General features: G+C 36.2%; 24 protein-coding genes. 13 read left to right on the forward strand and 11 right to left on the reverse strand.

What is annotated here, in order from left to right; genetic code table 11:
* Positions 1 to 11: 11 nt before the first annotated feature.
* The 5 genes from ACFOW1_RS13440 (at position 12) to ACFOW1_RS13460 (ending at position 2,266) form a co-directional block, all read left to right on the forward strand.
* Positions 12 to 335, forward strand: a complete 324-nt coding sequence (locus tag ACFOW1_RS13440; protein ID WP_379014936.1) for a hypothetical protein — start codon at positions 12 to 14, stop codon at positions 333 to 335.
* Positions 336 to 362: 27 nt separating this feature from the next.
* Entirely contained in the window at positions 363 to 953 is a 591-nt protein-coding gene (gene infC / locus ACFOW1_RS13445; protein WP_379014938.1) for a translation initiation factor IF-3, read from the forward strand.
* 225 nt (positions 954 to 1,178) lie between these two features.
* Positions 1,179 to 1,376 (forward strand): 50S ribosomal protein L35, encoded by a 198-nt coding sequence (gene rpmI / locus ACFOW1_RS13450; RefSeq protein WP_379014939.1) that lies wholly within the window; start codon positions 1,179 to 1,181, stop codon positions 1,374 to 1,376.
* A gap of 93 nt (positions 1,377 to 1,469) precedes the next feature.
* Entirely contained in the window at positions 1,470 to 1,814 is a 345-nt protein-coding gene (rplT, locus tag ACFOW1_RS13455) for a 50S ribosomal protein L20 (protein WP_379014940.1), read from the forward strand.
* Positions 1,815 to 1,960: 146 nt separating this feature from the next.
* Positions 1,961 to 2,266 carry a YtxH domain-containing protein gene (locus ACFOW1_RS13460; RefSeq protein ID WP_379014942.1) on the forward strand — a complete coding sequence of 102 codons (306 nt, stop codon included), beginning with the start codon at positions 1,961 to 1,963 and terminating at the stop codon, positions 2,264 to 2,266.
* A 78-nt stretch (positions 2,267 to 2,344) separates the two neighbouring features.
* On the opposite strand, the gene ACFOW1_RS13465 is transcribed toward ACFOW1_RS13460, so the two are convergent.
* Positions 2,345 to 3,535, reverse strand: coding sequence for a pyridoxal phosphate-dependent aminotransferase (locus tag ACFOW1_RS13465; protein WP_379014944.1), 1,191 nt, complete (start codon positions 3,533 to 3,535; stop codon positions 2,345 to 2,347).
* A gap of 227 nt (positions 3,536 to 3,762) precedes the next feature.
* Here ACFOW1_RS13465 and ACFOW1_RS13470 point away from each other — a divergent pair, with 227 nt between their 5' ends.
* Positions 3,763 to 4,389 (forward strand): protein-L-isoaspartate(D-aspartate) O-methyltransferase, encoded by a 627-nt coding sequence (locus ACFOW1_RS13470; protein ID WP_379014945.1) that lies wholly within the window; start codon positions 3,763 to 3,765, stop codon positions 4,387 to 4,389.
* 160 nt (positions 4,390 to 4,549) lie between these two features.
* Here the strand turns inward: ACFOW1_RS13470 and ACFOW1_RS13475 are convergent, their stop codons facing one another.
* Complete coding sequence (locus ACFOW1_RS13475; protein ID WP_379014947.1) at positions 4,550 to 5,824, reverse strand: NAD(P)/FAD-dependent oxidoreductase; 1,275 nt, start codon at positions 5,822 to 5,824, stop codon at positions 4,550 to 4,552.
* A gap of 145 nt (positions 5,825 to 5,969) precedes the next feature.
* Between ACFOW1_RS13475 and ACFOW1_RS13480 the strand changes: the two genes are divergently transcribed.
* A complete protein-coding gene (locus ACFOW1_RS13480) occupies positions 5,970 to 7,226 on the forward strand; it encodes an aspartate kinase (RefSeq protein WP_379014948.1) in 1,257 nt (418 codons plus the stop codon).
* A gap of 4 nt (positions 7,227 to 7,230) precedes the next feature.
* Here ACFOW1_RS13480 and ACFOW1_RS13485 read toward each other — a convergent pair whose 3' ends face one another.
* Positions 7,231 to 7,980, reverse strand: a complete 750-nt coding sequence (locus ACFOW1_RS13485; protein ID WP_379014950.1) for a L,D-transpeptidase family protein — start codon at positions 7,978 to 7,980, stop codon at positions 7,231 to 7,233.
* A gap of 274 nt (positions 7,981 to 8,254) precedes the next feature.
* Between ACFOW1_RS13485 and ACFOW1_RS13490 the strand changes: the two genes are divergently transcribed.
* Positions 8,255 to 8,764: a hypothetical protein gene (locus tag ACFOW1_RS13490; RefSeq protein WP_379014952.1), complete on the forward strand. Its 510-nt coding sequence runs from the start codon at positions 8,255 to 8,257 to the stop codon at positions 8,762 to 8,764.
* Positions 8,765 to 8,863: 99 nt separating this feature from the next.
* On the opposite strand, the gene trxB is transcribed toward ACFOW1_RS13490, so the two are convergent.
* On the reverse strand, positions 8,864 to 9,814 hold the full coding sequence (trxB, locus tag ACFOW1_RS13495; RefSeq protein WP_379014954.1) for a thioredoxin-disulfide reductase: 951 nt from the start codon (positions 9,812 to 9,814) through the stop codon (positions 8,864 to 8,866).
* Positions 9,815 to 10,103: 289 nt separating this feature from the next.
* On the opposite strand from trxB, the gene ACFOW1_RS13500 reads away from it, so the two are divergent.
* Positions 10,104 to 11,882, forward strand: coding sequence for a hypothetical protein (locus ACFOW1_RS13500; protein WP_379014955.1), 1,779 nt, complete (start codon positions 10,104 to 10,106; stop codon positions 11,880 to 11,882).
* An 80-nt stretch (positions 11,883 to 11,962) separates the two neighbouring features.
* The gene (locus ACFOW1_RS13505; RefSeq protein ID WP_379014957.1) at positions 11,963 to 12,478 is read left to right on the forward strand and encodes a DUF2911 domain-containing protein; all 516 of its coding nucleotides are present in this window, start codon (positions 11,963 to 11,965) and stop codon (positions 12,476 to 12,478) included.
* 95 nt (positions 12,479 to 12,573) lie between these two features.
* On the opposite strand, the gene ACFOW1_RS13510 is transcribed toward ACFOW1_RS13505, so the two are convergent.
* The gene (locus ACFOW1_RS13510; protein WP_379014958.1) at positions 12,574 to 13,113 is read right to left on the reverse strand and encodes a GtrA family protein; all 540 of its coding nucleotides are present in this window, start codon (positions 13,111 to 13,113) and stop codon (positions 12,574 to 12,576) included.
* A 35-nt stretch (positions 13,114 to 13,148) separates the two neighbouring features.
* Here ACFOW1_RS13510 and argS point away from each other — a divergent pair, with 35 nt between their 5' ends.
* Positions 13,149 to 14,936: an arginine--tRNA ligase gene (gene argS, locus ACFOW1_RS13515; RefSeq protein ID WP_379014959.1), complete on the forward strand. Its 1,788-nt coding sequence runs from the start codon at positions 13,149 to 13,151 to the stop codon at positions 14,934 to 14,936.
* A 119-nt stretch (positions 14,937 to 15,055) separates the two neighbouring features.
* Here argS and ACFOW1_RS13520 read toward each other — a convergent pair whose 3' ends face one another.
* Positions 15,056 to 15,667: a hypothetical protein gene (locus tag ACFOW1_RS13520; protein WP_379014960.1), complete on the reverse strand. Its 612-nt coding sequence runs from the start codon at positions 15,665 to 15,667 to the stop codon at positions 15,056 to 15,058.
* Positions 15,668 to 16,365: 698 nt separating this feature from the next.
* Between ACFOW1_RS13520 and ACFOW1_RS13525 the strand changes: the two genes are divergently transcribed.
* Both ACFOW1_RS13525 and purE read left to right on the forward strand, forming a co-directional pair.
* Positions 16,366 to 16,782 carry a DUF6261 family protein gene (locus ACFOW1_RS13525; RefSeq protein WP_379014986.1) on the forward strand — a complete coding sequence of 139 codons (417 nt, stop codon included), beginning with the start codon at positions 16,366 to 16,368 and terminating at the stop codon, positions 16,780 to 16,782.
* A gap of 226 nt (positions 16,783 to 17,008) precedes the next feature.
* On the forward strand, positions 17,009 to 17,527 hold the full coding sequence (gene purE / locus ACFOW1_RS13530; RefSeq protein ID WP_379014961.1) for a 5-(carboxyamino)imidazole ribonucleotide mutase: 519 nt from the start codon (positions 17,009 to 17,011) through the stop codon (positions 17,525 to 17,527).
* 104 nt (positions 17,528 to 17,631) lie between these two features.
* On the opposite strand, the gene ACFOW1_RS13535 is transcribed toward purE, so the two are convergent.
* The 5 genes from ACFOW1_RS13535 to ACFOW1_RS13555 all read right to left on the reverse strand — a co-directional run bounded on the left by ACFOW1_RS13535 (position 17,632) and on the right by ACFOW1_RS13555 (position 22,570).
* Positions 17,632 to 18,795, reverse strand: coding sequence for a trans-sulfuration enzyme family protein (locus ACFOW1_RS13535; RefSeq protein ID WP_379014962.1), 1,164 nt, complete (start codon positions 18,793 to 18,795; stop codon positions 17,632 to 17,634).
* A gap of 95 nt (positions 18,796 to 18,890) precedes the next feature.
* Positions 18,891 to 19,313: an OsmC family protein gene (locus ACFOW1_RS13540; protein ID WP_379014963.1), complete on the reverse strand. Its 423-nt coding sequence runs from the start codon at positions 19,311 to 19,313 to the stop codon at positions 18,891 to 18,893.
* Between the two features lie 189 nt (positions 19,314 to 19,502).
* A complete protein-coding gene (locus tag ACFOW1_RS13545; RefSeq protein WP_379014964.1) occupies positions 19,503 to 21,611 on the reverse strand; it encodes an endonuclease MutS2 in 2,109 nt (702 codons plus the stop codon).
* A gap of 78 nt (positions 21,612 to 21,689) precedes the next feature.
* Entirely contained in the window at positions 21,690 to 22,283 is a 594-nt protein-coding gene (locus tag ACFOW1_RS13550) for a nucleotidyl transferase AbiEii/AbiGii toxin family protein (protein ID WP_379014966.1), read from the reverse strand.
* Positions 22,271 to 22,570 (reverse strand): DUF6922 domain-containing protein, encoded by a 300-nt coding sequence (locus ACFOW1_RS13555; RefSeq protein ID WP_379014967.1) that lies wholly within the window; start codon positions 22,568 to 22,570, stop codon positions 22,271 to 22,273. Before ACFOW1_RS13555 ends, ACFOW1_RS13550 begins: the two co-directional genes overlap by 13 nt.
* Positions 22,571 to 22,578 lie beyond the last annotated feature (8 nt).

Here is a 22,578-nt window from a genome sequence, read left to right on the forward strand (position 1 = left end):
ATTTTTACAGTATGACTGCGTCACAGCATATAAAATTTTACGACTTCTTTAGGCAGCAACTCAACATCGATGATGCTAAGGCTAAAGTGTTTGTAGAAGAAGTTGAAAAATTAATTGAACAAAAATTTGACTCAGAAAAACAAAATTTTGCTTCAATGAGTTCGTTAGAAAAAGTAGATTTTAAAATTGATATGTTGCGACAAGAGGTAAAAACGATTGCAGCAGAAACTAAAAGTGAAATAAAATCCGAAATTAATAAACTAATCGTTTGGATTATTGCTACGATGTTTGCATCAGGCGCATTTTTCATAACGCTTGCTAAAATTTTTCTTTAACAAAAATATATAACCAAATAAGTTTTAATGGCATTACCATTTAAAGGCGGTGGGGCAGGCAGATTTAACCCACGATTTAACAGACAACCGGAACCTGAACATCGTATTAACGAACGAATCAGAGCACTTCAAGTGCGTTTAGTAGGCGAAAACGTAACGGTTGGTATTTACCCAATACAAGAAGCGCTAAAGATTGCACAGCAACTTGAATTAGATTTAGTAGAAATTTCGCCAAATGCAGACCCGCCCGTTTGTAAAGCGATTGACTATAAAAAATTCCTCTACGAAAAAAAGCGTAAGGAAAAAGATATGAAAGCCAATGCTAAGCAAAGCGAGGTGAAAGAAGTTCGCTTTACGCCTGGTACCGATGATCATGACTTTGACTTTAAAGCCAAGCATGCCGAGAAGTTCTTAAAAGAAGGAAATAAGGTAAAAGCGTACGTACAGTTTAAAGGTCGTGCGATTATGTTCAAAGAGCGTGGAGAGTTGGTATTATTAAAATTCGCAGAGCGTTTAGCAGAGAGTGGCCAACCAGAAAGTTTACCAAAACTAGAAGGTAAAAGAATGTTTTTGATGTTAACCCCAAAAACAGCAAAAAAGAAGAAAGAAGCTGAATAAGCCCTACTTAATTTATAAAAAGCCTCACACTCGTGGGGCTTTCGTTGTTTTAGCGAATTAATAGTGTGGAAATCTTAAAGCTGTAGATAAAGTTTTGCCTTGAGTTAATTTCATTTTCTAATTTGGATAAATGACCTTACTTTTGCAGCCCATTTCCCAAAAGGCTCAACAAGTGCTCGTCCGTTCGAGACGCCAGTAGGGTGTAATCTTAACAAAGATTATTTTATGCCAAAAGTAAAAACAAACTCAAGTGCTAAGAAACGTTTTAAAGTAACGGGCACAGGCGAAATCACTTTTCAAAAGGCTTTCAAACGCCACATCTTAACTAAAAAATCTACTAAACGCAAACGTGCTTTACGTGCCAAAGGTATGGTTGGACCAGCTAACAAAGATTTTGTTATGCGTTTATTAGCTTTAAAATAAGCATCCAAGAAACAAGTTTCAAGGAACAAGTTTCAAAAGCAAAAAAATCATTTTAAAAATCTGTTAGTTCATCTAACAATAAACTTATTAAATATGCCACGTTCAGTAAATGCAGTAGCATCAAGGGCAAGAAGAAAAAGAATTCTTGAACAAGCCAAAGGTTATTATGGTAAACGTAAAAACGTATATACCGTAGCCAAAAACATCGTTGAAAAAGGTTTAACTTACAGCTATGTTGGTAGAAAATTAAAGAAAAGAGAATACCGTCAATTATGGATTGCACGTATTAATGCAGGTGTAAGAGAAGAAGGTATGACTTATAGCCAATTTATCAATAAACTAAGCGTTAAAGGTATCGACCTTAACCGTAAAGTACTAGCTGATTTAGCGATGAACAACCCAGAAAGTTTTAAAGCTTTGGTTGCTTCAGTGAAATAGTTTTTTACAGCAATGTATTATTAAAATCCCTCGAACTTGTTCGGGGGATTTTTATTGGTGGTAATTGTTAATCTTAATGTGGTAAAGCATTGTTGGCAGGGTTATTGGCATATGATAGCTATTGTTTAACTTAAAAACATAGTATCATGAGCTTACAAAAAATAATTGTTGCTGCTACGGCAGGTTTAGTAGCTGGCGCTGTAATTGGTGTATTAACTGCACCAGCTTCAGGTAAAGAAACAAGACAAAATATTGCCGATAGTGCAGAAGATTTAAAGAAGAAACTACAAAAGCTAAGAGGACAGGCAGTAGATGAACTAGATGAGCTAAAGCAGGTTTTTGAAACGGAAGTGGAAGGCTTACAAGACGACGTGAAAGAACGTGTATTAGCCTTAATCAATAAAGCTAAAGTAAGCAAGAATAACTTTATTGCAGAAATTACTGCCAACTAAAAAGGGTAGAGGCATAAAAGAAAAATCCGTTTTAACTAAATGTTAAAACGGATTTTTTATGAATGAAAACGTTTTGAATTAGTTCAATTTAGCCAAAGCATCTGCAATTCTTGCCCAAGCTTTTTCAATGTTTGTCATGCTATTTGCGAAGCTAAAACGTACACAATTTGGTTCGCCGAAAGCATCACCCATAACGCTAGACACGTGAGCAGTATTTAATAAGAACATACTGAAATCAGCTGCATTTTTTATTACTTCACCGTTGTACGATTTGCCATAATAGGCACTCACATCTGGGAAAATGTAAAATGCGCCTTCGGGTTCAAAGCATTTAAAGCCAGAAATCGTTTTAACCAATTCTAGCGTTTTTGCTCTTCTACGCGTAAATTCTGCAGTCATCTCAAAACTTGGCTTTAAATCGGTTGTTAAAGCAACCACACCAGCTTTTTGCGTAATAGAACAAGTACCGCTTGTAAATTGCCCTTGTAATTTTTCACAAGCTTTAGCAATGGTTGTATTTGCAGCAATGTATCCAAGTCTCCAACCCGTCATTGCGAAGCCTTTACTTAAACCATTGATTAAAACAATACGATCTTTTAAATCGTCGAATTGTGCAATGCTTTCGTGCTGCCCACCAAAGTTGATATATTCATAAATCTCATCAGATAAAATAATAATTTGTGGATATTTTCTAAATACTTCTGCCAATGCAGCCAATTCTGCTTTGCTGTAAACAGCACCAGAAGGGTTGCAAGGTGAAGAGAACATAAATACTTTGGTTTTTGGTGTAATAGCTGCTTCTAATTGGGCAGGTGTTACTTTAAAACCAGTTTCTAAACCGCAATGAATTTCTACCACTTTACCACGAGCAATTTTAACTAACTCGCTATAAGTAACCCAATAAGGCGTAGGAATTACAACTTCATCATTTTCATCAACTAAAGCTAAAATAGCGTTTGCTAAACTTTGCTTAGCACCAGTTGAAGTAACAATATTTTCAGGCTTGTAATCAAGGTTATTATCCCGCTTAAGCTTTGTACAAACGGCTTCTCTTAAATCCAAATAACCAGATACAGGTGTGTAGTGGCTAAAATTGTCGTTAATTGCTTTAATAGCGGCATCTTTAATGTGCTGAGGCGTATCAAAGTCTGGTTCACCAAGGCTAAGGTCTATCACATCAATGCCCTGCGCTCTTAATTCACGGCCCAATTTGGCCATTTTCAGCGTTTCTGGTTCTGCGAAACGGTCTAACAAAGAAGATAAATGCATGATTAAGTTTTAATGATTTGCGGCTGCAAAAATAAAGGTATTGTTAACAGAAATTGAACGAAGGCTTTGGGTTATTTGAATTTTTTCAACGTTGTGGGTAATTTAATGGATAAATTTTTCTGTTCACAATCAATTAATAGCCCATTTTCTATTTTTCAAAGCATTTACCTTCGCTACAGCTTATGACCAACAAGAGGAATTATATAGATACTTACCAACATAAGGGGATGCGCAAGCAGCTTGTAGACTTATTAAAAACAAAAGGTATTACTGATGAGGCGGTTTTAAATGCTATTAATACCATACCAAGGCATTATTTTTTAGATAGTGCCTTCGATAAAATTGCTTACGAGGATAGAGCATTTCCTATTGATGCAGACCAAACTATTTCGCAGCCGTATACAGTAGCTTACCAAACCCAATTATTAGAAGTAAAACGCAACGAGAAAATATTAGAGATAGGCACTGGAAGTGTTTATCAATCAACAGTTTTGGCTGAAATGGGTGCAAGAGTTTTTACCATCGAAAGGCAAAAAAAACTGTACGATAATCAGAAGCATTATTTCTTTAAAAGCAAATATCTCAATATTAAGTTTTTTTATGGTGATGGCTTTGAAGGCTTACCAACATTTGCGCCATTTGATAAAATTATTATTACAGCCGCTGCACCATTTATACCGCCAAAATTAGTGGCGCAATTAAAAGTTGGTGGCAATATGGTCATACCATTAGACGATACGGCGCTTGGATTTCAACGCATGTTGCGCATTACCAAACAAGCAGACGGCAACTTACTAGAAGAAGCTTTTGAAAACTTTTCATTTGTGCCAATGTTGGGCGGGAAGAGTCGGTAGAGGTTAAGTCTGTTGAGATTCAAGTCTATTTAACATAATATAAATTATAGGATAAAATATTGCCAAAAACAACACAACAACTTGATATCCAATCTCCAGTAATTAAATCAATCCTTATAAAGTTATTGTGTTGGTTCGTATGGATATGCAAATCCAATCACTACTCAGACTTTTCGTCTCTAAACAAACCTTTGTATAACAGTCTTAAACTTTGGTCTCTAGTAAAATACTTGTACACCCAATTAATAAATATCTGTAAACGATTTTTTACGCCAAGAATCAACATCAAATGCAAACTCATCCAAACTAACCAAGCAAAAAATCCACTGAAATGTATTTTAGGATTAGGGATATCTACTACCGCTAAATGCCTACCCACAGTTGCCATACTGCCTTTATCATCGTATTCAAATTCATTTAAGAAATGACTATTGCCAGTAACTATACGTTCAATATTATGGGCTAAATTCTTTGCCTGATTAATAGCCACGTTGGCTACTTGTGGATGACCTTTTGGATATTTTGGGGTTTCCATATATGCCACATCACCTAAAACATAGATATTATCGAAGCCTTGCATACGGTTGGTACGATCAACTTTAATTCTATTTCCACGAACAATTAATTCATTATCAATTCCTTGAGGTATATTACCTCTTATTCCAGCTGACCAGATAACCGTTTTACAGGCAATCGTGCTTCCGTCTCTTAATGTAACAGTATCCCCGTCATACTTATCTAGCGCTGAACCATTTTGCACAATCACGCCTAGTGCTTGTAAATATTGCTTAGCTTCTGCCTGACTTTTCTCGCTCATTGGTCCAAGCAATTCTGGAGAATGTTCAAGCAAATAAATATGCATTTTACTAAAATCTAAATCGGGATAATCTTTAGGCAAAATACTATTACGCATTTCTGCAATGGCACCACTTATTTCTACACCTGTAGCACCGCCACCAACTACTACAATGCTCAATTGCTGCTCTAAAGCTGCCGCATCTTTTATTTCGAGGGCATCTTCGAAATTTTGAATCAGTTTTTGCTTTAATTGCAGCGCTTCCACCGTGCTTTTCATCGGAAAAGCTAATTTTCTCAAATGGTCATTACCAAAAAAGTTGGTATCCGCTCCTGTTGCTAACACCAGCATATCGTAATATAAAATGCCAATATCTGTTGTTATGGTATTGTCTTTTGCATTTACCGTTTGTAATTCGGCCAGCCTAATAGACACATTTTTGCTATTTTGAAACACTTTACGTAAAGGAAATGAAATATTGCTGGCGTCTAAACCTGCTGTTGCTACTTGGTAAAACAAAGGCTGAAATTGGTGATAATTATTTTTATCGAGTAATAAGACTTCTATCCCTTCTTTATTATTTAATCTTCTAGCAAGCTGTAAACCCGCGAAACCTGCCCCTACAATAATTACTTTCATGTGTCTTTGATTTTAAGTATCACAAAAATTGACCTTCCAAAATTATATAAAACTTTCAATAATTACTGAAAGTTTTAAAAATAATTTTCTTCACGCTCAAATTTAACGTACTAATTAGCATATTTGCAGGAATAAATATTGACAAATGCAGGTGTATAAATTTGGGGGTGCTAGCGTAAATAGTGTAGACCGTATAAAAAACTTAGGGTATATTTTGCAAAATAGAACTGATAATGAGCCACTTATGGTAATTATCTCCGCTATGGGTAAAACGACAAATGCATTAGAAAAAGTTGCGGAAGTGTTTTTTAGCGGCGATACTGACAATGCATTGCGCTTATTTGAAGTGATTAAACAACAGCATTTAACAACTGCTAAATATCTATTGGTTACACATTACAATCCTTGTTACACACTGTTGAGCGACTTTTTTACTGAAATAGAATGGCTTTTACATGACAAGCCCGTTCGAGAGTTTGATTATTATTACGATCAAATTGTATGTATTGGTGAATTATTGAGCACCTGCATCGTAAGTTGTTATTTAAATGAAATTGGTGTTGCCAATACTTGGTTGGATGTAAGAGATATTATACGCACAGATAATAATTTTAGAGATGCAACCGTAGATTGGGAAAGAACTAAACAAGCCGTTGAAAGCCTTGATTTTGTTCATAACAATATCTTTTTAACCCAAGGCTTTATTGGCGCTACAGATGATAATGAAAGCACGACACTTGGTAGAGAAGGAAGTGATTTTACAGCAGCTATTTTTGCTAACTTACTGAATACTAATAGCTTAACCATTTGGAAAGATGTTGCAGGCGTAATGAATGCGGATCCTAAACAATTTCCAGATGCTGAATTAATTCCTGAATTAAGCTTTGAAGAAGTAATTGAAATGGCTTATTACGGTGCACAGGTCATTCATCCAAAAACCATTAAACCGCTGCAAAACAAAGGCATAGCATTATATGTAAAATGTTTTTTAGATGCTAATTTACAGGGTACTACTATTCGTCAAAAAACTGTCAAGCATTTACCACCAATTATTGTTGTTAAATCTGAGCAAGCCCTTATAGAACTGCATAGTCAAGACTTCTCATTTGTTGGCGAACAGCCTATGATTGAACTATATAAAATATTTAGTCAACTAAAAATCAAGGCTAACTTGCTTCAAACTGAAGCCATAAGCTTACAAATTTGCCTTGACGATAGAAAAGAAAAGATCGAACAATTGGCATTGGCGGCTTCTACCCTTTTTGATATCCAAGTAGCTAAAAATTTAACCTTATTAACGATTCGCCATTACAACGAAGCAATTTTAGAACAATTAACAAAAGGCAAAGAAATTGTGTTACTGCAAAAAACGCCGCAAACTGTACAAGCTTTATATAGGTAAACTTTTATAATGCCACATATTCCCCTTTTTTGTTGACTGCAATCAGTGGCAATTTCTTATGTAATTCGAAATAATCGTAAACCTCTTTTAACTGCTTGATAAACAGTTGGTAATCTTTGTCGTCTTTGCTTGCTTTTGCAAGATAATCAGCACTTTTGGCTACATTAAATCTTGCAGGAAAAATATGTACTGGAATAAAATCTTCGCCTATATTTTTTGCCATTGCAGTAATAACGTACAATTCTTCTATGGGTTCATTTTGAATGGGAATACAGCCAACAGTAATGCAGCTACCATGGATATAAATATCTCCACCTGGTTTTAAGCTATCGCTTAATAGCAAATCTGATGCATTCGGATAATTAACACCTAGTGCAAGGTGATAGCTACTCGTGGGTTTAAATTCATTGACGCAATAAAAACCTTCTGGCACTTGGTAGTCACCTTCTATGCGCTTGGGCCCCATAGCGCCGCTTAGAGCACAAACTTTATAGGTTTTAAACAATTTGTAAGGCTCTTTACTATTATTGCTTATCCAAACTTCTAGCTGACTGTCATATTTAAAACTGCGTATATACACATGTTTTGCTGGCCATTGCAAGTTGGCTTTTTCAAATTGCTTTTTTAGCGTATCCTCCTTAGATTTTAGTGCATTCGCAACTTTTGAGTTACTGCGTTGGGCATCTATAAACGTATTTTGCGCAAATGTGGTGGCTATGCAAAAACAAGCCATTAATAGCAAAAGGTATTTCATAAGCCGAAAATAAAAGTTTCTATTTTAAGTGGCTGTAAAGTTTTGTAAACATCTGTTAAAAGTGTGGATAGCAATCAATAGAATGAAAGATATTACACTTTTTTAAAAAGATTAAATTATTACACATTTTTTATACATTCATTATATAAGTAAAATGAAATAATGCTAGCTTAGTTTGTCTCAAATTATCATTTGAGGCGGTTGTATTGTTTTAATGGTACAAATTGCATTACCAAATGTGTTAAATAATCATCCAACATTTAAATTAAAATTTATGAAAGTATTTATCATTGTCATCTTCAATTTATGTATTTTTCAAACACATTTATATTCGCAAGGGCAAGCCATCCAACCATCAGATTTAAAAATATTGGAAGGCAATTGGGTAGGTACGCTCACGTATTTAGATTATACCAGCGGTAAACCATATACCATGCCTGCGAATACTAATTTTGAGCAAAGTAAAAATAATCCAAATATTTACTTTCGTTCGGTTGGTTATAGTACAGAACCACATGCAAATCAAAAAGATTCGATGATTATCAGCCCAAATGGGCAAATGTTGGATGATTTTACCATTGTATCATTTAAGAAAACAAGCAATGACACTGTTGAAATTATTAGCGAAAAAGATGGCGCAGATGGCAATGACAACAAACCCGCAACCATCAGACGAACTTTTAGTATCACAGCCACCACTTTCGTTATTAAAAAAGAAGTATTGTTTAAAGGGTCAAGTACTTGGCTGTTAAGGCATACGTATAGCTTTACAAAAAGTAAGTAACCATATACACGCACTTAGTCATTTGTATATAAATAGTTTACAAACAAAAACATCCGAGCTATTAACTCGGATGTTTTTAATAAAATATTATTTTCAATATTAAACCAAGCCTTTAGCACTTAAATATCTTTCCGCATCTAGAGCAGCCATACAACCACTACCCGCTGCCGTAACCGCTTGGCGATAATTTTTATCTTGCACATCGCCAGCTGCAAAGACACCTTCAAGGTTTGTTTTTGATGTGCCAGGGATGGTATTAATATAACCTGTTTCATCCATATCAATAAAGCCTTTAAAAATATCGCTGTTTGGTTTGTGGCCTATTGCTACAAAAAAGCCACTAATAGGTATTTCTTGTGTCGTACCATCTAAACGGTTTTTAATGCGTACGCCCTCCACTTTGTGCTCGCCCAATACCTCATCTGTTTCACTACTCCAATAAATTTTAATATTTGGCGTAGCCAAAACTCTATCTTGCATAATTTTACTAGCACGCATTTGTGCGCTCCTAACAATCATGTGTACAGTGGTGCAAAGTTTTGATAAATACATGGCTTCCTCTGCCGCTGTATCGCCTGCGCCTACAATCGCCACTTCTTTGCCTCTAAAGAAAAAGCCATCACACACTGCACAAGCACTTACACCAAAACCATTTAATCGCTCTTCACTTGGCAAGCCTAGCCATTTTGCCGATGCACCAGTTGAAATAATAACGGCATCTGCTTCAATCCATTTTTCTTCATCTATTTCTACACGGTATGGTTGTTGGCTAAAATCTACTTTAGTAGCCAAACCATAACGGATATCTGCACCCATTCTTGCGGCTTGTTTTTCAAAGTGAATCATCATTTCTGGGCCTTGAATGCCTTCAGGATAGCCAGGGTAATTTTCTACTTCTGTAGTAATCGTTAATTGTCCGCCAGGCTGAATACCTTGGTACAACACAGGTTTCATATTTGCACGAGCAGCATAAATGGCTGCGGTATATCCCGCGGGGCCGCTGCCAATAATTAATACGTGTACTTTTTCTATTGCCTCATTTGTTGCCATAATATCTTCTTTTAAAGAATTACAAAAATATTGTTTGATACTTTGTTGTTGCTATTTTAAATCAACATTTGTGGGTAAAGACGTTTCGATTGCAGGAAAATTACAAATTGGTAGCTTTTTATCCACTAGCAAATCTTAACACAATCTAGCTACTAATCAATGCGTTCATAACTTATATTTACATGCTTGTTATTAATTTCTACCATTACAAATGTTTAGCCAGTTTCATATAGTTCTGTTCCGTGCTTGCATTGCTTGCTTTTGGGCTACAATGGTGGTAACAATTGGCATGGCACAACCAAAAAAGAACGCTACTGCTGATACCTTTTTTTTGGCAAAAAAGAGGGGTTTGCTTGGTAAAATTGGGCGCTTGGTATCTATCGATCCACCAAACGATACTATTGGAGCTACCATCAACAACGTTTCCCCTTTTCTTTTGTTTAAAGACAAAAAAATCAATCATATAAAAATTACGAATATTACTTTCGGTGGTTCGGTGAATGATACAAGTAAGCTGCGCAAATCATTGTTTTTAAGATTAGCAGATGATTTACACGTTGTAACAAGAGAAAAAATAATTCGTAACAATCTGTTTTTTAAAGAAGGTGATCGATTATTTCCCAATTTAGTAGCCGATAATGAGCGTTTTCTACGCGACCTGAGTTATATCCAAGATGCTAGAATACTCGTGCAACCATCGGTAGGCGATAATGATGCAGTAGATATTATTGTGGTTTATAAAGATGTATTTTCGGTAAGTGGTACAGGTAGTGGTTCGCCACGCAATGCTTACTTAGAAATTAAAGAAGACAATTTTATGGGCCAAGCCCAACGTATTATTGCGAGGCAGTATTATGATTTAGATAGAAATAAAAAATATGGCGTAGGATTAGAATATACCAAACGCAATATAAAAGGTACGTTTGTTGATTTTACCATTGGCTATAGTGATATTACGCCTACTTTTAATAGTGGCCGCAGGGAAGAAACTGTTTTTTATACAAGATTTGATTTGCCCTTGGTAAGTCCTTATTCTTTGTGGACGGGCTCAGTAGAAAATGCCATACATACCACTGTAAACAGATATGTGAGCGACTCTTTATTTAACAGCGATTTCAACTACAAATACAGACAGATTGATGCTTGGGTGGGCTATAATATTTCTGGCAAATTGGCTTTTGACGAAGGTACTATACGTAAAACCAAACAATTTTTAGCAATAAGAGCCACCGCACGTAAATTTTTTGAAACACCAAGTTTGTATCATGATAGATACGTTTATCAATATGCCAATTTGAACAGTGTACTTGCAGCCTATACTATTTTTAAACAAGAATATTATCGTACCAATTTTATATATGGATTTGGTAGAAATGAGGACGTTCCTGAAGGATTCAACTACTCATTAATAGCCGGTTGGGCAGATAGAAGTGATGTTTCTAGACCATATTTGGGTCTTGATTTACAACGCAATTATTTTACCAGTACAAAAAATTATTTTAACTACACATTTCGTATGGGTAGTTATTTAAACAAAAATGAATTGCAAGACGTGGGCATGGTTTTAAGTGTAGAAAGTTTTACCAAGCTACGCAAAATAGCTAACAGCAGATGGTTTACAAGACATTTTATTAATGCGAGCATTTCGCAACAATACCGACGTACATTGGATGAGCCAATCCGGTTAAACAGCATGTTTGGGATAGAAGAGTTTAATAGCGACTCTGCTACACTCTCCGATACGCGTTTAAGCATTGGTTGCACTTCTGTTTTTTATAATACATTAAAGTTATCTGGCTTTAGCTTTGCGCCATTTGTATTTACCAATTTATCGTACTTGAAACCCATTGGGCTTAATTTTAACAAAGGCGATATTTACGGCTCTTTTGGTGCTGGCGTCAGAAGCCGTAATGAAAACTTGATTTTTGGAACGATGGAATTAAAAGCATTTTATTATCCACGTACTACCATTAATATGAACCCTTTAAATGTTACCTTTACTACCGACCTACGTTTTAAATATAATAGTCAATATGTAAAAAGACCAGACTTTGTAACTCTAAATTAATCGTTACCGCACATCAATAATTACTGCTTAATCGAACAAAAGCCACAATATATTCGTCATTCTAAAAATTAAACAAACACATGAAAAAAGTAATCGCATCTCTATTATTTGTAAGTCTATTTGCAAGTTCAGCAGTAATGGCGCAAGACAAGCCAAAACCAGCAAGCCCACCGATGAGCACAGAAGCTACCATTGCTAGTGGCGCAACTATAAAAATTAATTACAGTGCACCATCAGTAAAAGGTAGAACTATTGGTACCAACTTAGAGCCAATGGCTGGCAAAGTATGGCGTACAGGCGCAAACGAAGCCACAACCATAGAACTAAGCAAAGATGTTACGGTAGAAGGCAAAGCATTGCCTGCTGGCAAATACAGCTTATTTACATTGGTAAATGGTGACAATTGGACAATTATTTTTAACAAAACAGCCAAACAATGGGGCGCTTTTAATTACAAAGAGGCGGATGACGCTTTACGTGTAACAGTGAAAGGCGGTAAAGGTAGTTTTACAGAACAATTTAAAATTGAAGCTGCTACAAACGGCACCGTTACTTTATTATGGGGTGACAATAAAGTGAGTTTTAGAGTTAAATAACCTAATACAAAAATTTTGCAATAAAAAAGCGATGGCAAAACCATCGCTTTTTTATTGCAAATCATTCTAATCATTCAAATCCCTTCAATCACCGATTAATCTTCCACCACCGTTTTAAACGTAAAATGCTTTTGAGAGATATAACTAAAGCTTACTACTAATAACGTAGTTAGCAGTTTTGATAGTAATGCATGCCATTTAAATACTTCTATAAAAATTTTCAAGAAGCCATAATTCAACATTAAGCAAATAAACACCACAAAAATATACTTGCCTAGCTGCGCCACCTTGTTACCGCTTGTTTCTTGAAACACCACATATCTACTAAAATAAAAACCTACGGGAAAGGTGATGGAAAAACTAATAATAAAGGCTGCGATGTGTGCACTAACTATTAAATTCGGAAATAAACTTGGCAACGGATGTAAAGACTGCCCATGAAATAAATAAGTATAGGCAGTAAAGAACAATATAATATCTAACAACGTGTTGAAACCGCCACAAGCCGCATAACGAAAGGTTTGCAACGGCATGACTTTTTTAAACAATGGGTAAAAGAAATCTACTACCGTTAAAATCAAGTTGCGAAACTGTTGATGTAAATGCTTCATAAATGGCGGTAAAGTTAAGGGCATAACTGTTAGATTTGCAGCCCACAAATGTTAAGAATATGAGTGTTGTTACACAGATTAAACAAGTTACTGCTAAAGCAATTTCTGCCTTATACACAATTGATATAGAAGATGCTGCCATATTGGTAAACGCTACAAAACCAGAGTTTGAAGGCGATTACACCGTGGTATTATTTGCCTTTGTAAAACAATTAAAGACATCGCCCGATGCATTTGGGCAAGCGCTTGGCAATTATTTAGTAGCCAATAACCCTACTCTATTTACCGCTTACAATGTTATTAAGGGCTTTTTAAACCTCAGTATTGCTGATGATTACTGGCTCAAGTTTACCAATACCAATTTTAATAATGAAAGTTTTGGTAAGGCTGCGCCAAATGGTAAGCGTGTGATGGTAGAATATTCATCGCCTAATACCAATAAGCCTTTACACCTTGGTCACCTGCGCAACAACTTTTTAGGCTGGAGCATTGCAGAAATACTAAAAGCAAACGGCTACGATATTGTTAAAACCTGTATTGTTAATGATAGAGGCATTCACATTTGTAAAAGTATGATTGCCTGGCAATTATTTGCCAACGGCGCAACACCAGAAAGCACTGGCAAAAAAGGGGACCATTTTGTAGGTGATTATTATGTAAAATTTAATGACGCTTACAAAGCTGAAATAGATGCATTGGTTGCTACTGGCATTACCAAAGAACAAGCAGAGAAAGAGGCGCCCATTATGAAAGCAGCACAGCAAATGCTGATAGATTGGGAAGCAGGAAAGCCCGAAGTGATAGATTTGTGGCAGAAAATGAACACATGGGTGTACGCAGGCTTTAATACCACTTACCAAACCATTGGTAGCGATTTTGACAAAACTTATTACGAAAGCAACACCTATTTATTTGGTAAAGATTTGGTAGAAAAGGGCTTGGAAAAGCAAGTGTTTTTCCAAAAAGAAGATAGCAGTGTGTGGATTGATTTAACCGCTGATGGCCTTGACGAAAAGATTGTTCGCCGTAAAGATGGTACATCGGTTTATATCACGCAGGACATTGGCTTGGCTGAGCAAAAACAAAAAGAGTTTAATGCCCACCAAAGTATTTATGTAGTGGGTGACGAACAGAATTACCACTTTAAAGTACTGAAACTCATTTGCCAAAAGCTAGGCTTGCCATCTGCGGATGGTATTTTTCATTTGAGTTATGGTATGGTAGAACTGCCTACGGGCAAAATGAAAAGCCGTGAAGGCACGGTGGTAGATGCGGATGATTTGGTAGCAGAAATGATTAGCATTTCGCAACAAAAAACGGAAGAATTAGGCAAGGTAAAAGATTTCTCAAACGATGAATTGCTTAGCCTTTATAATACCATTGGCTTAGGCGCATTGAAGTTCTTTCTACTACGTGTAGACCCTAAAAAGAAAATGGTATTTAACCCAGAAGAAAGCATCGACTTTCATGGATTTACAGGGCCATTTATTCAATATACACATGCCAGAATAAAAAGCATTTTAAGAAAGTTGGCAACAACGGTCGACGGTCAACAGACGACGGTCGACGGTACTAGCCTTCTGCCATTAGAGAAATCCCTAGCCATCACGCTAGAACTATTCCCTACGGTTATTGGCGAAGCCGCCATAGAACACGACCCAAGCAAAGTGGCGATTTACATTTTTAATGTGGCAAAAACCTTTAACTCGTTTTATACAGAACATTCTATTGCTAATGCAGAAAGTGAAGAGAAGAAAGTGCTACGCTTACAGTTATCGCAACTAACGGCACAAGTACTTAAAACAGGTATGCAATTGTTAGGCATTGGTGTACCTGAGCGAATGTAATGTTTGAGGCAAAGCGTTTGATAATGTCATGCTGACGAAGGAAGCATCTAACCAAATGAAAGCCGTTGGTGAGAGCAACACCAACAGCAGCGGATAACAGAATGTTGCTTTCCTATTTTTTATCTTTGCATTGATATATTTTCATGTACCCATTTTGCTTCTTCATCTGGCGTTACTTCATCCAATTTACTACTTATCCTACTAAAAGTTGCTTGTGGAAAATCATAAGGCTTGCTATCGTCAAAATATGGACCAACTACACCTAAGAACCAATTATTTTTTGCTGCCCAATGTGGTTCATTCACCTTGCATTTGAAAACTTCGTAGTGTACGAAGTTGTTTTGCCCGTCAAAGTCAAAAGTTACTCTTTTGATGTGCTCTATTTCGTCTGGACAAGCCCCAAGTTCTGTCGGAAACTCTAACCAATTTGCGAGATTGCTTTCCGCAGCAGAAATCAAGTTATTGAATTCTTCAGGGAAAAGACTTGTCTTGTTATGGTCATGTAATAATTGAAATGTAGCTTGTCTTGTAAGCACGTTTTTAGCAAAAGGTAGAATGTCATTCTCAAAAATTTCCTGACCACTTTCAAGTTTATTGTAAAGTTCTCTAACTCTATTAAAGCGCTCTGTATTAAGTTTATTATTTTGTCGTTTAACTATTATAAGTCTATACACAACAAAAACTAAGACAGACAATATAATCAGCCCGATTATGATAAACAATATTTTCATCCTTTCTTATTTCAATTTTGTGTGTGGTTAAAAAATTGGAGCTAATCATAACAACATTTCAAAAATAGAAGTACCAATTAACTAAACAAAACATTTTAATTACTTTATTTCAGTCATTATAAACACATCATCTCCACCAAGCCCCTATCTCTTTAGTAAGTAATCTATCTTTTACCTTTTTCGTACTACTTCTCTTGGAAGTAGCGCATTTAAAACATTTTTTGCTTCACTTCTCTTGGAAGTAGCACAAAAAATACTTTTGAAGCCTTACTTCCAAAGGAAGTAGGGCAATTTTTACATTTTTTGCATCACTTCTCTTGGAAGTAACACATTTACGTCATGTTTTGCCCCATTGCTATAAGAAGTAGTGCCATTACAATAGGCGGCTAAAATATTTATGTGAAAAATACTGCTGTTGTTAAAATTTAATTTTAATTGAAAATCGCCGCATTTATATAATTTATCAATTTGTATATTCGAGTAATAAAATTAATCAATCATGAAAATTATCAGCGTCAAACAAAATGCACTCGAAAATCCTTCTTTCCTGCAATTCTTAAAACAGTTTGTAGCATTAATAAATAAATAAATGCGATGCGAGCAAACTAAAACTAACAGCAGCTTCGGCGGCATTAACAGCCATATTTGCTAGCTTACAAGCAGCGTTATACAAAGAGAAAAGCAATCAACTTACCCAAATTTTAAACAAATTAGACCACCAACGTGATGTATTAATCACAGCCTTTGTAAAGTTTCTTGAATCAATGACCAATTTTCCAGATGAAACCTTGGCAACCAAAGCCAGAACATGGTTGCACTATGTAGAAGGGTTTGGAAAAGGCATTGCTTATCAAAATCAACTAGCAGAAACCACTATTTTAACCAATATCGTAGATGGCTTTACAAATAATATAGAGCGTAAAAATGCCTTAGCTGCACTCAACGGCACAGCTTGGATTACCGACATAGGTATTGTAAATGCTGAATATGAGGCGCTATATGGTAATCGTATAACCGATGATAGTGCTACAAAAAGTGTAGAAGGCTTTACATCGGTACATAAAAAAGCATTGGCATTATACAATGCGTTAGCAGATTTATTGGAAAGCCGTTAAAATAGCGCTCAAGCAGACAACTTAGACGTTTCATTATACGAAACTTGCATAAAAGACCTGAACGAGTTAATAACCAAAGTAAATGTACTAGGCAATAGTGGTGGTAGCAGTACTGCACTTAGCACAAGCACAGGCAACACACCTAAATAGCTATTACAACGTTGTTTTTACAAAAAAATATGGCGCATGTTAGCATACCCTTTATCTTGCCGCTTTAAAATAGTATATGGCAAATACACCTTTGGTTGGTATTATTATGGGTAGCGATAGCGACCTTCCTATTATGCAAGCAGCAGCAGATATGCTTACGCATTTCAATGTGCCTTTTGAGTTAACAGTTGTTTCAGCACACAGAACACCTTTGCGCATGGTTGATTATGCAAAAACTGCAAAAGACCGTGGCTTGAAAGTGATTATTGCAGGTGCAGGTGGTGCGGCACATTTACCAGGTATGGTAGCAAGTATTACCACTTTGCCTGTAATAGGTGTACCTATTAAAAGCAGCAATTCTATCGATGGTTGGGATAGCGTATTGAGTATTTTACAAATGCCTAATGGCATACCTGTGGCCACTGTAGCATTAAACGCTGCAAAGAATGCAGGTATTTTGGCCGCTACTATTTTAGGTAGTTTTGATGCTGAATTGAGTGAGGCTTTACAAGCCTACAAAAATCAACTAAATGATGAAGTGTTAATAAAAGTAGACAAACTGAAGACCACTTGGCCTAATAGTTTTGACAAATAGGAACAAGCCACTGATGCTCTGAAACACAGAGAAATTAATTGCCACAGAAACACCCAACCAATAGATCTTAAAATCTGAGATTCAGTGCCTCTGTGGCAATTTTTTTAGCATTTTTCTAGTGCCTGCTCAATATCTGCTAAAATATCATTTACATTTTCTAAGCCCGCAGAAATACGAATTAAACCTGGCGTAATACCAATAGCCAACCTTTCAGCTTCAGTTAATTTTGAGTGTGTAGTACTTGTAGGATGCGATGCAATACTGCGTGTATCACCAAGGTTGGGTGTCATTGATAATAGCTCTAGTGCATCTAAAAACTTACGCCCGCTTTCTACACCACCCTTTAGTTCAAAGCACAACACACCACCACCTTTTTTCATTTGCTTAATGGCAATCTCATATTGTGGGTGCGAGGGTAGGAAAGGATATTTTACCCAAGCAATTTTATCGTTTTGTTCTAGCTTGGTAGCAATAGCGAGTGCATTGGCGCAATGTCTTTCTATTCTTACATCTAGTGTTTCAAGGCTTTTGCTTAAAACCCATGCATTAAATGCACTCATACTTGGGCCAGTATTACGGCAGAATAAATAAATGTCTCTAATCAAATCTGCTCTACCTACCACAATACCACCTAAAACCCTACCCTGTCCATCAATCCACTTGGTAGCGCTATGGCTTACAATGTCGGCACCAAACTCAATTGGGTTTTGTAAAATAGGTGATGCAAAGCAATTGTCTACATTAAAAATGATATTATGTTTTTTAGAAAATGTACCCACCCAAGCCAAATCAATAATTTCTAATTGAGGATTGGTTGGCGTTTCTAAATACACCATTTTAGTATTGAGTTTTACCGCAGCCTCCCATTCTTCTGGCTTGGTAGAACTCACCAACGTACATTCAATGCCATATTTTGGTAAAAACTTAGTGGCCAAAGCATGTGTACTTCCAAATACTGAACTGCAACAAATTAAGTGGTCACCAGCTTTCAATAAAGCAAAAATTGAATTGAACACCGCAGCCATACCGCTCGCTGTAGCAAAGCCTGCTTCTGCGCCTTCTAGTAAGCACATTTTTTTTACAAATTCATCTACGGTTGGATTGCTGTAACGGCTATAAATATTGTCATCGCTTTCATCAGCGAATGCGGCACGCATATCTTCTGCAGTATCGAAAGTAAAACTGCTAGTTAAATATAAGGGTGTTGAATGCTCCATCTCGAATGACTGAGCAGTTTGTGTACGAATAGCGAGGGTTTGTTTATGCATAGTTGTGAAAAGTAAGTGGTGAAAAGTGAAATAGAACGCTGATGCAGGATGAATTAAGAATCATGATACATCATTACAATCATTCAAATCAGGGGTTATGGATGTACAAAAGTTTCTGTTTTTATGGCTGCGCCTGCGGCAAATAAAGTTGCTGCTACCGAGCAATATTTATTCAAGGATAAGTCAACCGCTTTTTCTGCTTTTTCTTGGTCTACTTCACCATAAATATGAAACTCAACAGTGATATCTTTCCATAAAGAAGGTTCTTTACCCGCTTCTCTATCGCCTTTAATAATCATTTTATAATCACGTACATTTTGGCGTTGCTTTTTCAAAATCATAATGACATCTATCGCACTGCAACCACCAAGACCCATTAATAGCATTTGCATGGGGCGTACACCAAAGTTTTGCCCACCACTTTCTGGGCTTGTATCCATTCTTACTACGTGGCCGTATTCATCTTTAACTTCAAAACCATAATCGTTTTGAACTCGGTTTAACTCAATTGTAGGCATATCCTATTTTTAATTGGGCGCAAAGATAATCACTGATAGAATGATTAAGATGATTTAAATGATTGCAGTAAACATAAAAGGTGAGCAAAGCTGGGTAAAGTGTTACAGATGCGAGGTGCGACGCATACAGTGCTCAATAGTAGCACTAGCGATGACTCAACAAACTTCTAAAAAAATAATATGTATATATTATTCTACTTTCTCTTCTAGTTTTTCTACAGCTACCAAATCATCAATTTCTACATTCATTGGTAGCAGGCCAATTTGCACAATGGCGCGCTTGCCACGTATTTCTTTTACCTCGCCTACTTGGTAATTTTTCTTCAGTTTTACCAATGCACCTACCACAATGTCCTGCTTAATCTCTACAAATTTTTTGTCTACTTTTTTAGCCAATTTATTGACTACCACTTTTTCGTTGCCTTTAAACAGCAGCGTATGCAAGCTTTTTACTACTTGCTCCTTATTCTCCGATTTTTTCCAGTCTAGCGCTACTTGCTTTAGTTTTCGCTCCATATCTTTCAAGTAAGCCAAGCGCTCTTCGGTAATTTGGTTTTGGTGCTTTAAAGTTTCTATTTGCTGTTGGTGGCGCTCTTTGTTAAGCACTGTTTCCATTTCCTTTTTCAGCTTCTCATTCTCACGTATAAGCTTATGTAAGTCCTTTTTCTCAATATCTAATTGCTGTAAATCTTGCTCGGTTCTATTGAGTAATCTGTCTAGCTTAAAATGGTCTTCATCTACCAACTTTCTCGCTCTATTTATTAAATGTTGCGGCAAGCCAATGCGCTCAGCAATAGAAAACGTATAACTACTACCCGGCTTACCCACAATCAGTTTGTACATTGGTTGTAAATGCACTTCGTCAAACTGCATAGCACCGTTGATAATCCCTTGTGTATGATTCGCCATCACTTTTAGGTTCAAATAGTGTGTGGTAACGATGCCAAACGCATGTCTTCTACCCAATTCTTCCATAATCACTTCGGCGAATGCGCCACCCAAATTAGGATCGCTACCGCTACCTAGCTCATCTATAAAAAACAAGGTTTTACCATTGGCTACTTCTATAAAATGTTTCATGTGTTGCAAATGCGATGAATAGGTACTCAACTCAAATTCAATGCTTTGCGTATCGCCAATATGTATAAATAATTGTTTAAAAATCCCCATTTGTGATGTAGGATGCACTGGTACCAACAAACCACTTTGTAGCATGATTTGGTTAAGGCCAATCGTCTTCATGGTAACGGTTTTACCGCCCGCATTGGGACCACTAATTACCAATATTCTGCTTTTCTCATCTAATGTTAAAGTAACAGGGATAGTTGGTTTATTAGACGCTTTGTTATACAAGTACAGCAAAGGGTGGTAAGCGTCTTTTAACTCTAAATGTGCTTTATCAAGCAAATTCGGAAATTGACCATTCATGTCAACCGCCAGTTTGGCTTTGGCTTTAATAAAATCAAACTCCCCTACAATTTCTAAATAACCCATTAACAAGCCAGAATACACCGATAGTTTACTGGTTAAAGCTCTTAAAATACGTTGTACTTCTCGGCTTTCCTCGTGTTCTAAAGCAAACACTTCGTTGTTTAAAGGAATGGTTTCTTCGGGTTCTATAAAGGCGGTTTTACGGCTATCGCTTTCGCCATGTAAAATACCTTTTACTTGTCTTTTATGTTCTGCAAACACGGCTACCACACGTCTGCCATTGCTAAAACCTTCTTCAATTTCGGCACTGTAACCAGCTTTATTAAGTTTGGCAACCACTTTCTCAAACATGCGTCGCAGCTCGTTTCTACGCTTATACAAAGCCATACGTATTTTATACAAATCGTCGCTAGCATTGTCTTTTACATTGCCATTCTCGTCTAGCACTTCATTAATCATTTCTACAATCACTTTTTCGTAGTAAGTGTGTTCAATCACTTTGGTTAATGAAGGATAAGCCAAACGTTTTTCTGTATCAAACCATCTAAAAATATTACTGATATTTTCTGCCAACTTTTTGATGTGTATCCATTGTTCGCTCACGAGCAAAGCCCCAGGTATACCCAATAGTTTAATATCTTTTTGAATATTTAGCGTAAAATCATTGGGGAAGTATAAGCTTTGTTGGTACAATAATTTGTACTCATGGCTTTGCTGTAATTCAAGTTCTATATAATCTTTTTTGGTATGAATACGCAGATTATCTGCTTTTTCCTGTGCATATACTGTTTTGCAATGGTCTACCAATAAAGCTTTTACCTTGTCAAATTCTAACTGTATGGTTGCCGTTTCTGGATATAAACGCATGTTCTAATATCTAATTTGGGATGTTTGGTCTACGGTTTGTTACGTTCAATAGCTGTCCTTGTCCGCATAATCGTATTATTACTTTAAATAATCACTCACTTTCTTCTGAATATCTTTTTTTACTTGTTGCCAAGTTTGCCCTTTTAAACTAACGGGGTCTTCACTATCTTCTGCATCTTCAAAATAAGTAATAGCAAAAGGTATAGAAATAGCCAACCTTTGGTCAGGATACTTTTTATGGTATGCCTCTAAAACATCTTCTAGAGAATAATGTTTTAATAATTCTGCAATATCCCAAAAATCCTTTTTTACTGCCCTTTTCAATATAGCTGCCACCTTCATCGCCATAATATCTTTATCGCTATAAAATCTAATGCCATCATCAATGATAATATTATCAATTAATTGAAAGCGATGATGCTTAACAAAATCAACTTTTATATCATCAATGTATCCAAAAACGCCAATAGGATTATTGGTACTACGATAAGAAAATGTTGGAAAATATTGTTCTAGAATTGAAACCAACTGGTAATTGATAAAATCTTTTGTTGAGAACAAATCAAGGTCAATTGATAAACGATGCTGATATCTAATTGCCAAAGCTGTACCTCCTACAAGGGCAAAATCTTGTAATTCAGGAACTGCCATCAACTGCTTTAATAAAGCCATTGTTCTGGGTTCAACTGGTAGGTTTGATAACATTTATAATCAGTTAATTCGTTACTAAAAATTGCACTTGCTAAGTATATACATTCTTTGGATAGCCATTTCGCATTGGTTAGTACCTCTTTCATTCTCTCATCCCCATAATACCGCCTACAATTTCTAATATCAGGCACATCACCACGCTCAAATACACGTTCTATTACAAAATTTGCCTTGGCATCATAATCTAGGTTGTCGAAATCAACATCCCAAAAAATGCGTCTGTGAAATATGGGCTTTGCTTTTTCCATGGTTGATT

Source organism: Parasediminibacterium paludis (genome assembly GCF_042651445.1).
In the GTDB taxonomy this organism is placed as follows: domain Bacteria; phylum Bacteroidota; class Bacteroidia; order Chitinophagales; family Chitinophagaceae; genus Parasediminibacterium; species Parasediminibacterium paludis.

Excerpts from the sequence above, each read along its gene's own strand:
- rpmI (WP_379014939.1), top strand. The coding sequence starts at position 1,179 with ATGCCAAAAGTAAAAACAAACTCAAGTGCTAAGAAACGTTTTAAAGTA.
- trxB (WP_379014954.1), bottom strand. The coding sequence starts at position 9,814 with ATGGCAACAAATGAGGCAATAGAAAAAGTACACGTATTAATTATTGGC.
- argS (WP_379014959.1), top strand. The coding sequence starts at position 13,149 with ATGAGTGTTGTTACACAGATTAAACAAGTTACTGCTAAAGCAATTTCT.
- rplT (WP_379014940.1), top strand. The coding sequence starts at position 1,470 with ATGCCACGTTCAGTAAATGCAGTAGCATCAAGGGCAAGAAGAAAAAGA.
- ACFOW1_RS13535 (WP_379014962.1), bottom strand. The coding sequence starts at position 18,795 with ATGCATAAACAAACCCTCGCTATTCGTACACAAACTGCTCAGTCATTC.
- ACFOW1_RS13505 (WP_379014957.1), top strand. The coding sequence starts at position 11,963 with ATGAAAAAAGTAATCGCATCTCTATTATTTGTAAGTCTATTTGCAAGT.
- ACFOW1_RS13550 (WP_379014966.1), bottom strand. The coding sequence starts at position 22,283 with ATGGCTTTATTAAAGCAGTTGATGGCAGTTCCTGAATTACAAGATTTT.
- ACFOW1_RS13475 (WP_379014947.1), bottom strand. The coding sequence starts at position 5,824 with ATGAAAGTAATTATTGTAGGGGCAGGTTTCGCGGGTTTACAGCTTGCT.
- ACFOW1_RS13540 (WP_379014963.1), bottom strand. The coding sequence starts at position 19,313 with ATGCCTACAATTGAGTTAAACCGAGTTCAAAACGATTATGGTTTTGAA.
- ACFOW1_RS13485 (WP_379014950.1), bottom strand. The coding sequence starts at position 7,980 with ATGAAATACCTTTTGCTATTAATGGCTTGTTTTTGCATAGCCACCACA.
- ACFOW1_RS13520 (WP_379014960.1), bottom strand. The coding sequence starts at position 15,667 with ATGAAAATATTGTTTATCATAATCGGGCTGATTATATTGTCTGTCTTA.
- ACFOW1_RS13440 (WP_379014936.1), top strand. The coding sequence starts at position 12 with ATGACTGCGTCACAGCATATAAAATTTTACGACTTCTTTAGGCAGCAA.
- ACFOW1_RS13490 (WP_379014952.1), top strand. The coding sequence starts at position 8,255 with ATGAAAGTATTTATCATTGTCATCTTCAATTTATGTATTTTTCAAACA.
- purE (WP_379014961.1), top strand. The coding sequence starts at position 17,009 with ATGGCAAATACACCTTTGGTTGGTATTATTATGGGTAGCGATAGCGAC.
- infC (WP_379014938.1), top strand. The coding sequence starts at position 363 with ATGGCATTACCATTTAAAGGCGGTGGGGCAGGCAGATTTAACCCACGA.
- ACFOW1_RS13510 (WP_379014958.1), bottom strand. The coding sequence starts at position 13,113 with ATGCCCTTAACTTTACCGCCATTTATGAAGCATTTACATCAACAGTTT.
- ACFOW1_RS13555 (WP_379014967.1), bottom strand. The coding sequence starts at position 22,570 with ATGGAAAAAGCAAAGCCCATATTTCACAGACGCATTTTTTGGGATGTT.
- ACFOW1_RS13545 (WP_379014964.1), bottom strand. The coding sequence starts at position 21,611 with ATGCGTTTATATCCAGAAACGGCAACCATACAGTTAGAATTTGACAAG.
- ACFOW1_RS13480 (WP_379014948.1), top strand. The coding sequence starts at position 5,970 with ATGCAGGTGTATAAATTTGGGGGTGCTAGCGTAAATAGTGTAGACCGT.
- ACFOW1_RS13460 (WP_379014942.1), top strand. The coding sequence starts at position 1,961 with ATGAGCTTACAAAAAATAATTGTTGCTGCTACGGCAGGTTTAGTAGCT.
- ACFOW1_RS13470 (WP_379014945.1), top strand. The coding sequence starts at position 3,763 with ATGCGCAAGCAGCTTGTAGACTTATTAAAAACAAAAGGTATTACTGAT.
- ACFOW1_RS13465 (WP_379014944.1), bottom strand. The coding sequence starts at position 3,535 with ATGCATTTATCTTCTTTGTTAGACCGTTTCGCAGAACCAGAAACGCTG.
- ACFOW1_RS13500 (WP_379014955.1), top strand. The coding sequence starts at position 10,104 with ATGGCACAACCAAAAAAGAACGCTACTGCTGATACCTTTTTTTTGGCA.